This is a genomic window from Kitasatospora sp. Xyl93 (assembly GCF_055383135.1).
The window spans coordinates 8725802-8738720 of sequence record NZ_AP029185.1; the positions used below are offsets into that span (position 1 = coordinate 8725802).

Below are 12919 nucleotides of genomic sequence, written 5' to 3' on the forward strand. Positions count from 1 at the left end.
TGGCGGGTAGTGAGTCGAGCCATGCCTTGATCTCCGGCTCGACTCCGGGCCCTACCGCCTGTGGTGTCACCGCAGGCGGATAGCCTCCGGCGGGAACGGGCGACCGATGGGTTGGGCATGGACATCGAGGAAATGCTGGATCGACTCGGCGTGTGATCGGGCCGCCGCCCGCGGACGGCGTGACCCCGGTCCCGTGGGAGCTTGCACCCGCGGCGATCGGCTTCCAGCTGCCCGCGGACTACCGGGCGTTCGCCGACCGGTACGGGTCTGTCAGCATCAGCAACGAGCTGCACATCTTCACACCGACGGAAGTCCCCAGTCCCCACGCCGCGGTGCCGTCTGGCTTCGAGGGGTTTCTGTACGACACGACGGAGCCCTACGGATACTGTGCCTGGCTGGCCGAGTGCTACCGGGACGGGGACTACAGGGAATGCCCATATCCTCTGTTCCCAGCCGAGGGCGGCCTGCTGAAGTGGGGCAACAACTACAATTCCGACCACTTCTTCTGGCCTGATGCAGGGCCCGGATCCGGACCGGTGGCCGGTGGCCGCCAAGTTCCACTCGATGCGGGAGTGGGACGTGTTCGAGGGCGGCTTCCTGGAGCTCCTGCTGGCGGCGGTGACCGAACAGTATCCGTACCACGGGGACGTCGTTCCCGGCGGGACAACGCAGGTCGATGACAGCCGTGCCTATCGCCCTCGGGGTGACTGGTCGAAGAACCTTCGGGACTGAACAAGCAGCGGACACACCATGTCCTCCACCACCCGATCCGCCCGGCACACCGCCGCCCTGGGCAGCCTGCAGGCCCGCGTCAAGAGTGGCGCCGCGCTGACCACCGGGTGACGGTACGACGGCCGCCCCACCGGGGCCGATAGCCCTTGCTACATGATCACTTCTGCCTGGTGGCGCCGGGGCGCTACCGCCGCCGCGCTCGCCCTTGCTCTGATCCTGGCCGCCGCCGCGTCAGCACCACCGGCTGTTCCCGTGGCCGCCGTCCAGCACCAGCAGCTGCCCGAACCGCCTCCGGCCGACGTCGTGCGCGCAGAGCTGGAGGAACTCGTCGTCGAGGCCCCGCACTCCATGGACGGCTACAGTCGGGAGAAGGTCCCACACTGGATCCGGCAGTACGGGCAGTGCGACACCCGCGAGGTCGTCCTCGCCCGCGACGGCCAGGACGTCGCCCAGGACGACCAGTGCCGGGCGGTGGCTGGCCGTGCGTGAGCGTCTACGACGGCAAGGTCTTCACCGACGCCACGGCCCTCGACATCGACCATCTGGTTCCGCTCGCCGCTTCGTGGAGGTCGGGTGTCGACACCTGGAGCACCGACAAGCGCAAGGCGTTCGCCAACGACCTGACCCACTCCCAGCTGGTCGCGGTCTCCGCTGCCAGTAACAGGGCCAAGGGCGACAAGGGTCCCGACGCCTGGCGGCCGCCGCTGCGGTCGTACTGGTTGCACCTACTCCCGTGCCTGGACCGACATCAAGCACGTCTACGGCTGTCCGTCACCGAGCCGGAGAAGACGGCGTTGACCGAGATGCTCGACACCTGCGCGTAGCGGCGACGGCCGGCCCGTCGAGTCTTCAGGCGGGCCGGGGTTGCCCGGGTCGTGGTTCCGGGTTCAGCCGTCGAAGTGGAACCAGCGGAAGCCGTAGTCGAGAAGTGCCGTCAGGGTTCCGCGGTGGAGCGCGGCGAAGCGGATTCCCGCAGTAGTCCCGTCGGTGCTGACCGCCGTGATCAGGCCGGGGGCGACGAAGAACCTCGCGGCGTCGTAGGCCGGCAGGAACGGGCTCAGCGGCACCGGCCGCAGCGTGCTCAGCAGCGGCTCCAGGCTCGCGGCCGGCAGGCCGTAGGTCTGGGCGTGGTACGGGGCGGCGATCAAGGCCTCAAAGAGGGTGAACTTCAGAAGGAATCGGCTGAGCGGTTCCTGATCGACGGTCGTCTCCTGGTAGGCGGCGTTCTGGGGGTCTTCGGTCTCCCACACGACGGGATCGGATCCGTCCTGCTCCCGCAGCGGCCACGGGATGGACCAGTCCCGGTAGCCCTGCGCCCACCGCGCGAAGACCAGTCTGTCCCCGAGCGGTCCGCTGGCAGGCTCCGGCTGTTCCAGGACCGGGTCGTGGAACAACCGGAGGGCCGGGCGCAGACGTGCCAGACGGTGGAACGCGGCCAGCGCCACCGGCAGGTCACCCCGCGCTCCCGCCCCGTCGCTCCCAGATGCTTCCACCTGACCGGCAGGGAACCAGCCGAGGGCGAACGACTCCAGGGCCCGGACCGATGGCCCGGACCGGTCTGACCGCGTCCAGCGCAGCTCGGCTCAGTGGCTGGTCGAACTCCAACTCGATGTGGTTGAAGCCGTCGCATCCCCAAGATGTCCCCCGGCGGAGTGCGGTGCCAAGAGGGAGGTATCCCTGCTCAAGTCGTGCGAACAGCTGAGTGGGCGGGGCATCGCAGGAGCCCAACCGTGAGCGCAGGTCCGGCACCTTCTCCCCGCACAGGAGGATCCTGCTGGAGTTCTGCACGCCGGTCTTCGGGTCGTCTCCGGGTATGAGAATGACGACAGTGGCGTCCGTTCCTGTAGCGATGAGCGCCGGGCCGAGCGTGTAGTGCCGGAGCCCGGCGCCGACAGCGGACAGTACCGCCGCCTCAGTGATCAGGAGCGGAAGCGTCTGTGCCATGCCGTCACCTTAACCACGGTGACGGACAGCACAGGCGAGGCCCTGCTGCAGCAGCGGACGCCTGGCCGTTTGCTGCTTGCCGGAATATGCACGTTCGGAATAACGCACCCCGCCAGTCGGAGCGGACAGCTGGACGGACGACCAGCGCAAGGCCTTCGCCAACGACCTGACCCGCCCCCAGCTCCTCGCGGTCTCCGCGGCCTCCAACAGGGCGAAGGGGGACCAAACGCCCCGACCAGTGGAAGCCGCCGTCCAAGGCCGCCTGGTGCCACTACGCGAAGGCCTGGATCAGCGTGAAGAGCCACTACCAGCTGACCGTCACCGAACCGGAGAAGGCGGCCCTGGGCCCGATGCTCGACACCTGCCCGGCGGGATCATGACCACCCCCGACGCCGCCGGCGGGCCGCTGCTGACCGAGGGCATCCCGGCCGGCCCGGGCGGCGTGATGACCGCCGAGGTCGGCGTCATCACCGGCGACCTCACGCTGCGCACCGACTGGGACGGCCGCCAAGCGCTGTTCACCGTCCAGTACGACGGTGCCGACGAGTGGTACACCGTGGAGGGGTCCCCGGTGCCCGCCGCCACCGCGACCGACGCCGAAGGGGCCCACCGGGCGATGGCGGCCGTCGTCCGGCGCGGCGGTGCGGCCACCGCCACCGGCCTCGGCCGCTGAACCCCGCCCCCCGCCGCCCGCGCACCGGGCTGGTTCTCCGCGGCACCGCCTTGGCGTAGCCCGGACTGCGGCCCGGCCCCGGCGGCCGCACCGTGGAGGAGCGGCCGGCCGAACCCCCGAGCGGTCCGGCCGCCCCGGTTCGCGGTTCGGGCAGGGAGGGGACGGGGAGGATGGCGGCCGGGGGGCCGTCGGGGGAGAGGGGGAGCGGTGACGTTCACCGCCGTGCACGCGCAGCGGGGCCGCCTGGACGCGACCCGGGACGACCTGGGCTGCGGCTGGACGTGGCCAGCGGTCCACCGGGCACGGCCACGGGTCCCGCTCGGGTGTCCGGAGTGCGGCCACGGGGTGCACGCCAAGGTCTCGCCCACGGGGATGCGGTTCTTCTCCCACGACCGCGGCTCCCCGACCTGCGCGCTGGCGCAGGAGAGCATGGAGCACCACCTCACCAAACTGCAGCTCGCGCACGCCATCCGAGCCGCCGGCTGGTACGCCGAGCTGGAGGTCCGCGCACCGGACGGTAGTTGGCGCGCCGACGTGACGGCCTCCTCCGCCGACGGCGCCCGTCGTATGGCCTGGGAAGCACAGCTCTCCCCGATCACCCGCGACGAACTCCGCGAGCGCACCGATCGCTACGCTGGGGCCGGCGTCGCCGTGTGCTGGGTGGCGCTGTCCCCTCGGGGATGGGTGGGCGCGGCACCCACGGTCGTGGTCTCGGCCCGGGGCCCGGCGGACACCGGGAGCTGGAGCGTGCACGGCGGTGTCGGCCGCTTCACCGTCGTGCCGTGCCGCAAGAAATGCCGCTGTCCGCACGGCCACGGTCGGTGGGAGATGGTCAGCGCGCCCCTGGACGACGTCGTCGCCTGGGTGCTCGGCGACCGGATCGTCCCTCACCGGCTGCCCGCCGACAACGACGACCACCGGGTGCTGTGGACCGCACCGCGCTACATCGAGCGGGCCCAGATCCACGCCGCAGCCGACCACGAACAGCAGGCGAAGCGGGCCGCCGAGGAGCAGCGGCGGCGCCGGCGACGCCAGGAAGGGTGGAGCGAACCGACCGCAGGTCAGGATTGGCGGGCCACCATGCCGATGGGGCGGCGCTTCCGGCTGGAGGCCGCGGCCGCCCGGTGGGTTCGGGCCGACAGCGGCCGGCCCGCGCGCCTGGGCCACGAAGAAATCACGGAACCACGGTGGGCCGGCGGCCTTCCGGTGTACGCCGCCGGCCGCCCGTACGCCGTTCTCCGGCCCGCCGTCCACCGCGCGGGCCGGGGCGAGCTGGCCGGGCTGGTGGTCCTGACCGCCGGCGCCACCGAGCACCGTGCCGTCGTCGACCAAGCCCCGGCCGGAACCCGCGTCGTCAACCTGTCGACGCAGCCCGACCCCACCACCATGTGAAGCGCCCCGGCCTCGGGCGGCACCGCCGGGCAGCGGCCGGTCCCGGCCGGCCGCCCACCGCGCCTACCTGCACCGCGCCCATGCCGATACCGTGTCCCCATGCGCACGCCCGGACCCGTAGGCCTGGTCCCCATACACATCGCCGGCCAGCCCCGGCAGCACGCGCCGTGCGCTCGCCGGATCGGTCCTTGCCAATCGCTTGCGCAACGCTGAGCGGCAGGCGCGGCTGCCCGACAACGTCCTGCGCTTCCCCACATCCTGACCGTTCTGGTCGGTGGCATCGCGTCGCCGTGCTCGCTTCGGGCGCAGTGGGTGACCACGAGCCCTACGTGAATGTGCCCGGCTGGGTGAAGGCAGCCGGGCAGCAGGGGACGCAGGTCGGTGGCCAACAAATTGGGGTGACAGGTCTCGACCCGGTCGGCATGATCGGTCAGTTGTTCCGTCATGTCCCACCTCGGAGGTACGCCACGTCCATCAACCGCGAACGAGCCTGGGACCTGCCGTGGTCCGCGGCTGACCCCGACCGGAACGCTTTCGACTGGGACGACGATGAGGCGGCGCGGCTGACGGCCCTGCTCGTTCCGATGGTGCCTCCCATCGGTGCCGAGCGGATGGCGGGGTTTCGATTCATCGACGAGGTCACCGTTCTTCTGGTGTCCCGTTACGGCCGGTGGGCCTGCGGCTGGGACCATTCGAACCACCACGGCGGTCCCGTCGAGACCTGGTGCTGCGATTCGCACTCGGTCGGGGAAGCGGAGGAGACCGCCGAACGCGTCGTGACCTGTCTGCTGGAGTGGCGTGACTGGCTGGAGGACATGGCCGAGCGGTTCGAGCAGCTCGCACCGCCTAACGGCGCGGACGCCGAGGACCGCAGCTGGCACCTGGAGCGCGCGGCGACCCGCCTGGTCACCGCGGTCGTCAACAGCACCCACGCCGAGTCGTCCTGGTACGGGATCTGCGAGACGACGCTGACCTGGTTCCTCACCTCCACCGGACTGGGACAGGAAGAGGCGCAGAAGGCGGTGGAAGACGCGATAGGTGGCCGGTTCAAGAGCCACGTCGCGCCGGCCCCGACCCTGGTCGACAGGGTGGGAGAGGACCTGGCGATTCGCCTGACCGGCCGCGGGTTCTACCGTGAGTGATGACGCGCTGGCCACGTGGTGCGAGGTCAGGGAGCAGGTCTGCTGGTCCTCGGCCGCGAGTGTGCCTCCGGCACCGGTGCGGCCGGCCGTCGACGGACTCGCCGCCTGGTTCAACGGTCCGGTCCGCCTCCGCGACCCGGACCGCGCCAACCGGCTGCTCGCCGCGATGGCCCTGTCCCGCGCTGCGGCCTCACAGGGAGAGCCGCTCACCCCGGCCCTTCTCTCCGGCTGGCAGAAGCTGGTCCTCGGGGTGAACGAGGTGCGCCTGCGCCAGAGCGACGCATTCGCCAAGGACGGCCGGGAACGATACGGGATCACGCCCCACACCTGGGAGGACTTCGCCGGCTGCCTGCAGCAGAGCACCGACCCGTCGGTCCCCCTGCCAGCCCGCGCGGCCCGGGCGTACCTCGACATCGCCTTCTTCCACCCCTACCCGGACGGCAACGCCCGTCTGGCGCTACTGGTTCTCGCCCACGTCCTGGAGACGGAAGGAGTACGCCTGGACGAAGTGGGGCCGCTGCAGACGACCCGCTACGCGGACGACCCGGAGGGCGCCCTCGACCTGGCCACTCTGGTTTCCGTACTGATCCGCGCCACTCAGCGCCGGGCAAACAGGTGAGAGAAGGCTCCTGCCGGAAGTTGAGCCAGAACCACAACTCACGTATAGAGCCAAGGACGCGGCCGCGGGCGGCGCCGGCGCCAGCAGCACAGAGGCCATCCACCGTCGAGGCTCGCCCCGCGCTGCCCAGGCAAATCCCCTCGCCACGGACCCGGTCTCTGGGTGGTCGGGGTCGGCGAGGAGGACGGCGTCGGGATCGGCGCGGTTGTCTTGGGTCCGCGATGGTCGTCTACGGGGCCGGGGTGGCGGAGGGGTCGCGGGTGATGGTGTAGCCGAACTCGAAGTCGTCGCCGGACATGCGGGTGTCGTTGACTTCCAGCACGGTGCCGGCGGGGCTTGAGGTAGTGCGCACGACCCGCAGCAGCGGCACGCCCTTGGGCAGGGCCAGGCGCTCGGCCTCCTTGGGGGAGGGCATCCGGGCGCCGAGGCCCTCGTGCCAGGTGAGGGGGCCGTGGCCCATCTGCTCCAGCAGGTCGTAGATGCCGCCGGGGCCGGTGTCGCGTTCGGCCAGGCGGGTGCCGCGCGCCAGGGGGGCGGGCAGGTAGCTGGTGGCGAGCTGTTTGGGTGCGCGAGTGTCGGGGTCGCCCATGACGCGGTCGCGGATGAGGACGTTCTCGCCGGGTTGGACGCCGAGGACGGGCGCGAGGTCGCGTGGGGCGGGCCCCCAGTCGATGGTGGGTGGTTCCAGTGCCACCCAGGGCTGGGCCGCGGGGTCGAAGTAGTAGCCGCGTTCGTCGCGGTAGACGGTCCTGGTGCGCAGCAGGCGCAGCCGGGCGGGGACGGGGCGCACCACGGTGCCGCGTCGGCGGACCGGCTCGACCAGGCCCTCGTTCTCCAGCTCAGAGACGGCTTCTCGGGCGGTCTGCTTGGCGATGCCGTACTGCTGGGCGATTTCTTCCAGCTTCGGCAGTGCGGTGCCTTCGGGGTAGTCCCCGCGCTCGATCGCGGTGCGCAGGTCGGTGGCGACCTGCCGGTAGGCAGGGACGTTCATTGAGCCTCCTTGTTCACTCGCGGCACGCCAGAACCAGATTAGAACTAGGCCTATTGACGGCCTGTCGGTCCAGGTCGAGCATAGTCCTAGCCCTAACACGGTTGGTGGTGGGGCACATCCTCGTTGTTCCCCGCCGGGCACCCCGGCCCCTCACCGCTGCACACACGCACCAGCCGCCGCCAAAAGGCCGTGCCGCCCACTGCCCCACCGGGACTTGCAACCGCCCGGCATCACCCACGCCTCCCCGGCCTCACGGCCCAGCAGAGGCCTTCGGTACCACCCGCCCAGCCCACACTCGGGAGGAACCATGCACGCCCTCACCCCCGACACCCTGGAACAGACCACCAGGCTGCTCCAGGACGTCGTCACCGCCGGCCTGGCACACAAAAGCGCCGAGAGCGTCTACGCCGCCCGCGCCACCACCGCGCAGCTGCGCGACCTCCTGCTCACCGACCTCCCCGACGCACCGTCCAGCCCCAAGCAGATCTGGCGGGAGATCACCGACACGGTGCTGCCGTACTGCGTCAACATGAACTCGCCCCGCTTCATGGGCTTCGGCGACACCGGCGCCGACACCGCCTCCCTCGCGGCCGCCCTGTTCGCCGTCCTCGCCCAGCAGAACCTCATCAACCAGTCCTTCTGCTCACCGTCCGGCACGTTCACCGAGATCGCCGTGCTGCGCTGGCTGCGCGGCCTGATCGGCTACAGCAACCCGCCCACCGGCCAAGTCACCTCGGTGTGGGACGCGGGTGGGATCACCACCTACGGCGGTACTGGATCCAACGCGGCCGCGATGATGCTCGCCCGCGAGCATGCCGTCCCCGGCACCCTGGCCCGAGGCGTCACCGATCCCGGCCGGTTCGCCCTGATCGTCCCCAAGGGCATCGGCCACTACAGCGTGAAGTCCGCGTCCACCTGGATCGGCTGCGGCGCGCACATCACCGAAGTCGACACCAACGCCTTCCGCTACAACCTGTCCGCGCTCGCCCGCGCGGTGAAAACCGGCCGCGGCCACACGATGGCCGTGGTCGCCTACGCCGGCGACTCCCGCACCCAGACCGTCGACCACCTGCGCGCCGTCGCCGAAACCGTCCGCGAACACGACCCCGACGTGTGGCTGCACACCGACGCCTGCTGGGGCCTGATGTGCGCCCTCACCCCACGCCTGAACCACCTCCTCGACGGCATCGACCAGTTCGACTCCGTCACCGTCGACCCCCACAAGGTCCTCAACGTCCCCTACGGAGCCTCCGCACTCCTGCTGCGCGACCCCGCCGCGCTACGCCTGATCTCCTCCTACTCGGACCTGATCATGCAAGAGGACTTCGCGTTCGGGCAGGTCACCCCGTTCATCGGCACCAAGGAGTGGACGTCCCTGCGCGCCTGGGCCACGCTGCGCGCCCTCGGCCGACAGGGCCTGGCCCAGATGATGGACGACCGCCTGGAGCGCGCCCGGCAATTCGCGGACCTGGTGGATGCTCGGCCCGGCCTGCTGCGCTTGAACGAGCCGGACATGTGCGCGGTCGCCTTCCTCGTCCTGCCCGACGACCACGACCCGCAGGCCCCGGACGTAGAACGGATCAACCACCTCAACCGGGCCGTCCACGCTCGGATCCTCGACGAGGGCCACTGGCACCTGCACCACTTCACGATCCCCGACGACACGGGCCGCGTCCGGCACGGCGCCCTGCTCGCCCCGCTGCGCTTCGTCTCCATCAACCCGCGCATCACCGAAGCCCACATGGCCGAGGTCCTCGACTACGTCACCGCCCTCGCCGAGCAGGCGCAGCGGTGAACGCGCCCTTCGAGGACGCCGCCCGCCTCGCCGCCTTCCCCGGCGGCTACGCGCTCGCGTACGGCTCTCACGCCACTGCAACCCACCGGGCAGGGTCGGACCTCGACCTGCTGTACACCGGCCGCGCACCGCTCACCGCCGAGCGGCTGGCCGACCTGGTGGAGCGGGTGAAGCAACTCCACCGGCGGCACGGGCTCGACCTGGACGACGAGGTCCCCTACGAGACGAAGCTGTACACCACGCTCCACCAGGCCGAACAGGCCGCCGACGGCGAAGGCTTCACCGCCGGTGAGGGCACGCCGGCCACCGTCCGCGAGACCGCGTTCCTGACCACCGACTCGTTCCGACTCCGGCTGGTGTTCAATGCGCTCACCACGCCGAACGTCTTCCTCGCCGGGAATCCGGCCGCCTACCGGCGGCACACCGCCCGGGCAGAGCGCACCGCCGCCCGCTTGGCCCACACCCTCCACGAGGCAGAGAAGGTGTCGGTAAGTCAGGCCGCGGAGGTCCTGCTGCACGCCCCGGACGGTCGCACCGGTAAGGACTACCTCGGCTACCTGTGCCCCGCGCACCTGTATGCGGTCCTGGCCCGAGGCTTCGCCGACCTGGTCGCCCGCGGCTCCTACAAGGTCACCGCCGCGGGGGAGTTCCAGCCCGCGCGGTAAGCAATCCATTCACGCCCCGCGGCGGAGGCCCGGGCCCGGTAGGCGCCCAGCGCGCCGCCGGGCCCGGTGCGCTGCTGCCACGCCCAGTACCCGGTGATGGCGACCGCGAACGCGAGCACCCCCTTCTCGGGCGCAGCCCGCCAGGCGGGAACCCGCTCGGCGAGCAGACGCTCGGCGGAAGCGGCGGTGTGGCCGGCCAGGACCAGCTGCGGCAGGAAGAACGCGGCGTCGACCCAGGCCGAGCCCCGGGCGAACCACGACCAGTCGATGACCCGCACATGGCTGGCGTTCAGCAGCATGTTGTCCGCGCGCAGGTCGCAGTGCAAAAGGGTGTCGCCCTCAGCGGCCCGCACCAAGGCGGCCGGACTGTCGATGCCGACCAGCTCCACGGAGTGCTCCTGGTCCCAGCCGTCCAGGCCGCCCTCGGACAGACGAACCCAGCACCCGCACAGGGTCTCGGCGAGCGCGGAGAACGGCCCGGCCCGTCCGGCCGGGCACGGTGTCAGCAGCTCACCCAGCTCACCGACCGTCTCCAGCACCGCGTCGAGCTCCGCCGAGCCGGGCGCGAGATCCGGATTCGTGCCGTCGACATCCTCGAAGCCGAGGACCAGCCACCCGCCGGTCTCCACCGTCCACAACAGCGCCGGAGCGATCCGAGAGGGCAGATACGCTCCCACAGCGGCCTCGGCCCTGTACATCCCCGCCGCCCGGTCAGCCACCGGCGCACCCTTGATGAACACTCGACCGCCGTCGGCGAGCCGCAGGCGCGCGGCGATGCCTGGAGTGAACCCGCCCGATGGGTAGCTCACGCCCCTCACCCGGGCCCGCGAACGCTCCTCGACAGCCATACGGACAGCGGGAGGAAGATCGTCCCAACCGGGACGGCTGGCAGGCGGAGTGGACACCATGAGGGCCTCCGGGATCGACGGTGGGCCGACCGTACCGCGCGTACCACCGTGATCGCCGCGAATTCCCTGTCGGCGACGACCCGCACTGGTCCGCGGGGTAGGCGCAGCCGCTGCCGCGGTGGACGCAGCGGCCTGTGGGGCGGGGGTTCCGGCAGGGGTGCAGCGTGGTCGTCGACGGCGGGGCGGTCGGCTGGTGAGGCTGGGCGGTGTCGCGGCAGATGCTTCCCCCAGCGTCAGCGTGCGCAGTGCCAAGCCAGGGGAGTGCTGAGGGTGCGGGGCTGCTGCGGCTGAGGGCGTGGTGCCTCGGCTGGGGTTGCCCACGGCCGAGGCACCGTTGTTTCAGGCTGTGCGGACGTGTCGGCCGCGTCGGTCGGTGAGCTTGTGCCGGATCTCGGGGTTCACGGGGTGCGGCCATGCCTGGATCAGGTAGGACTCGACCGGGTCGCCGTAGTTGTCTTCCAGGTCCAGGCCTTCGTTGCGGCCCCGGACGTGGACTCTGACCCGGTAGGAGCCGGGACCCGGGGCGGACAGGTAGGGGAGGCTGGTGATCGGGTCGTCCTGGAAGCCATGGCCGACGAAGCCTGCTCTCGGGGTGGTGAAGGTCATGCTGACGTCGACGACGTCCTCCCACCCGTCGAGTGTGAGCGCCGGTTCTGTCTGACACGGCTCGAAGGTGAGCGCGATCTTCCCGAACGCGGTGCCGGTCAGAATGGTGGCGCGGTTCTCCCCGCCGCGGGTCTGGATCAGGCCGTTCAGCCCGGTGTAGACGTCGGGGTCGGGATCGGTATCGGGATCCCTGATCCAGAACTGGGAGTGCGACACCCGGGTCTCGATCGAGAAGGTGCTCATGACGCCGCCACGTAGAACTTGTCGCCGTTCAGCACGCGCTGGGCCGCGTAGAACGCGCTGAGAGTGCCGCCCTGACTGTCGTTCTCGGCCTTGGGTACCCAGACGGACCCGCTGTTCGGCGGAGGTGTCTTGGCGGCGCCTTCCAGAGTCGTGGCGAACGGGTACTCGTCGCACGACCACACGGTGCCGGCGGGGGTCGTGGGCTTCGGGACGCCGGGCACCGGGCATGCTGCCTTCCGGTTGTCCGACTCCACGGTCGGGGAGGTGGAGCGGGTGAGCGGATTCGGGCTGTCCGGCTGGCCCATGTGCAGCGGAGCGCTCTGCACCTTCCGGATGCCCGCAGAGATCGTCGGCAGGTAGCGCATGTCCGTCACCGGCCGCCCGTCCGGCATGACACAGCCGGCCGCTGATCCGGGGACCTGGTCATCGCACCGGAAGTACGGGGAGTTCCACTCACCGGCGACCTCGGTCCCACCCAGGGGGTGGATCGTGATCTTGTAGGTCGCTTCGGCGCGGTCCTGTGTGGAAGCCGCGGGAGTGTCGGTGTAGGCGTCGTTGGAGTAGAACGAGGCTCCCTGGCTGATCCGCCCGCCGTTGTAGAAGGAGAGGGGCTTGCAGGACACGCTGGTGCAGCCGGTCGTATAGGTGAAGTCGGCGCTGGCGGCCTCACCCCACACGTACGGGAAGTCGACCTGGAAATAGCCGTATACCTGCGTGCTCTTGGGGTCGGCCTTCAGATAGTTGGTGACCTTGTAGGTCATCCCACCGACCGGTGTGCCGTGCTGGTCGGTCATCTCCCACTGATTCGTCTGCGTGTAGCAGGCCTCCGTCCGGTTGACCTCCCATTCACTGGTACACCAGGACGGGATCGCTCCCTGTCGCGGTCCCGGAGCTGCAGACGCCGTGAGGCTGGCCGTCATCCGTGCGCCTTCCAGCCGGTCCTGCGTAGCGGCCCCGCCGCCCGCTGTGCCGTCACCGAAAAGGGCCGTTCCACCGGCATCCGCCTGCGGACTTCCCGCAGCCTGTACTACCGGCCCGGCGCCAGCCCCTGCCCCGGTACCCGCCGCCTGAGCGCTGCCTGTCACAGTGATCAGCGCGGCAGCGCTCACAAGAGCAGCGATTCCGCCGATCAGCCGCTGGCCTGCATACCTCACTGAAGCCCCCTTGCCTGCGGATCACTCCGCGTCTCCCGGCGGCCGCGACAGACAG

At 70.7% G+C, this 12919-nt stretch carries 14 protein-coding genes; 9 read left to right on the forward strand and 5 right to left on the reverse strand.

Going from position 1 to position 12919, the window contains the following annotated elements:
* Window positions 1-513: 513 nt before the first annotated feature.
* The 3 genes from ACZ5GH_RS37985 to ACZ5GH_RS37995 all read left to right on the forward strand — a co-directional run bounded on the left by ACZ5GH_RS37985 (window position 514) and on the right by ACZ5GH_RS37995 (window position 1556).
* On the forward strand, window positions 514-732 hold the full coding sequence (locus tag ACZ5GH_RS37985; RefSeq protein ID WP_464336699.1) for a hypothetical protein: 219 nt from the start codon (window positions 514-516) through the stop codon (window positions 730-732).
* A 153-nt stretch (window positions 733-885) separates the two neighbouring features.
* Entirely contained in the window at window positions 886-1221 is a 336-nt protein-coding gene (locus ACZ5GH_RS37990; RefSeq protein ID WP_464336700.1) for a hypothetical protein, read from the forward strand.
* On the forward strand, window positions 1218-1556 hold the full coding sequence (locus ACZ5GH_RS37995) for a hypothetical protein (RefSeq protein WP_464336701.1): 339 nt from the start codon (window positions 1218-1220) through the stop codon (window positions 1554-1556). Before ACZ5GH_RS37990 ends, ACZ5GH_RS37995 begins: the two co-directional genes overlap by 4 nt.
* Window positions 1557-1619: 63 nt before the next feature.
* Here the strand turns inward: ACZ5GH_RS37995 and ACZ5GH_RS38000 are convergent, their stop codons facing one another.
* On the reverse strand, window positions 1620-2177 hold the full coding sequence (locus tag ACZ5GH_RS38000; RefSeq protein WP_464336702.1) for a hypothetical protein: 558 nt from the start codon (window positions 2175-2177) through the stop codon (window positions 1620-1622).
* A gap of 875 nt (window positions 2178-3052) precedes the next feature.
* Here ACZ5GH_RS38000 and ACZ5GH_RS38005 point away from each other — a divergent pair.
* The 4 genes from ACZ5GH_RS38005 to ACZ5GH_RS38020 all read left to right on the forward strand — a co-directional run bounded on the left by ACZ5GH_RS38005 (window position 3053) and on the right by ACZ5GH_RS38020 (window position 6502).
* A complete protein-coding gene (locus ACZ5GH_RS38005) occupies window positions 3053-3349 on the forward strand; it encodes a hypothetical protein (protein WP_464336703.1) in 297 nt (98 codons plus the stop codon).
* Window positions 3350-3556: 207 nt separating this feature from the next.
* Window positions 3557-4741 carry a competence protein CoiA gene (locus ACZ5GH_RS38010; protein ID WP_464336704.1) on the forward strand — a complete coding sequence of 395 codons (1185 nt, stop codon included), beginning with the start codon at window positions 3557-3559 and terminating at the stop codon, window positions 4739-4741.
* A 308-nt stretch (window positions 4742-5049) separates the two neighbouring features.
* Window positions 5050-5883 carry a hypothetical protein gene (locus ACZ5GH_RS38015; RefSeq protein ID WP_464336705.1) on the forward strand — a complete coding sequence of 278 codons (834 nt, stop codon included), beginning with the start codon at window positions 5050-5052 and terminating at the stop codon, window positions 5881-5883.
* A complete protein-coding gene (locus tag ACZ5GH_RS38020; RefSeq protein WP_464336706.1) occupies window positions 5876-6502 on the forward strand; it encodes a Fic family protein in 627 nt (208 codons plus the stop codon). Before ACZ5GH_RS38015 ends, ACZ5GH_RS38020 begins: the two co-directional genes overlap by 8 nt.
* Before the next feature lie 229 nt (window positions 6503-6731).
* Here the strand turns inward: ACZ5GH_RS38020 and ACZ5GH_RS38025 are convergent, their stop codons facing one another.
* Window positions 6732-7493, reverse strand: a complete 762-nt coding sequence (locus ACZ5GH_RS38025) for a GntR family transcriptional regulator (RefSeq protein ID WP_464336707.1) — start codon at window positions 7491-7493, stop codon at window positions 6732-6734.
* A gap of 307 nt (window positions 7494-7800) precedes the next feature.
* On the opposite strand from ACZ5GH_RS38025, the gene ACZ5GH_RS38030 reads away from it, so the two are divergent.
* Both ACZ5GH_RS38030 and ACZ5GH_RS38035 read left to right on the forward strand, forming a co-directional pair.
* Complete coding sequence (locus ACZ5GH_RS38030) at window positions 7801-9288, forward strand: pyridoxal phosphate-dependent decarboxylase family protein (protein ID WP_464336708.1); 1488 nt, start codon at window positions 7801-7803, stop codon at window positions 9286-9288.
* Complete coding sequence (locus ACZ5GH_RS38035; RefSeq protein WP_464336709.1) at window positions 9285-9953, forward strand: hypothetical protein; 669 nt, start codon at window positions 9285-9287, stop codon at window positions 9951-9953. Before ACZ5GH_RS38030 ends, ACZ5GH_RS38035 begins: the two co-directional genes overlap by 4 nt.
* Here the strand turns inward: ACZ5GH_RS38035 and ACZ5GH_RS38040 are convergent.
* The 3 genes from ACZ5GH_RS38040 to ACZ5GH_RS38050 form a co-directional block, all read right to left on the reverse strand.
* Complete coding sequence (locus ACZ5GH_RS38040; protein WP_464336710.1) at window positions 9911-10801, reverse strand: phosphotransferase; 891 nt, start codon at window positions 10799-10801, stop codon at window positions 9911-9913. The two genes, ACZ5GH_RS38035 and ACZ5GH_RS38040, sit on opposite strands and share 43 nt — an antisense overlap.
* A gap of 399 nt (window positions 10802-11200) precedes the next feature.
* Window positions 11201-11710 carry a hypothetical protein gene (locus ACZ5GH_RS38045; RefSeq protein ID WP_464336711.1) on the reverse strand — a complete coding sequence of 170 codons (510 nt, stop codon included), beginning with the start codon at window positions 11708-11710 and terminating at the stop codon, window positions 11201-11203.
* The gene (locus tag ACZ5GH_RS38050) at window positions 11707-12504 is read right to left on the reverse strand and encodes a NucA/NucB deoxyribonuclease domain-containing protein (RefSeq protein WP_464336712.1); all 798 of its coding nucleotides are present in this window, start codon (window positions 12502-12504) and stop codon (window positions 11707-11709) included. Before ACZ5GH_RS38050 ends, ACZ5GH_RS38045 begins: the two co-directional genes overlap by 4 nt.
* Window positions 12505-12919 lie beyond the last annotated feature (415 nt).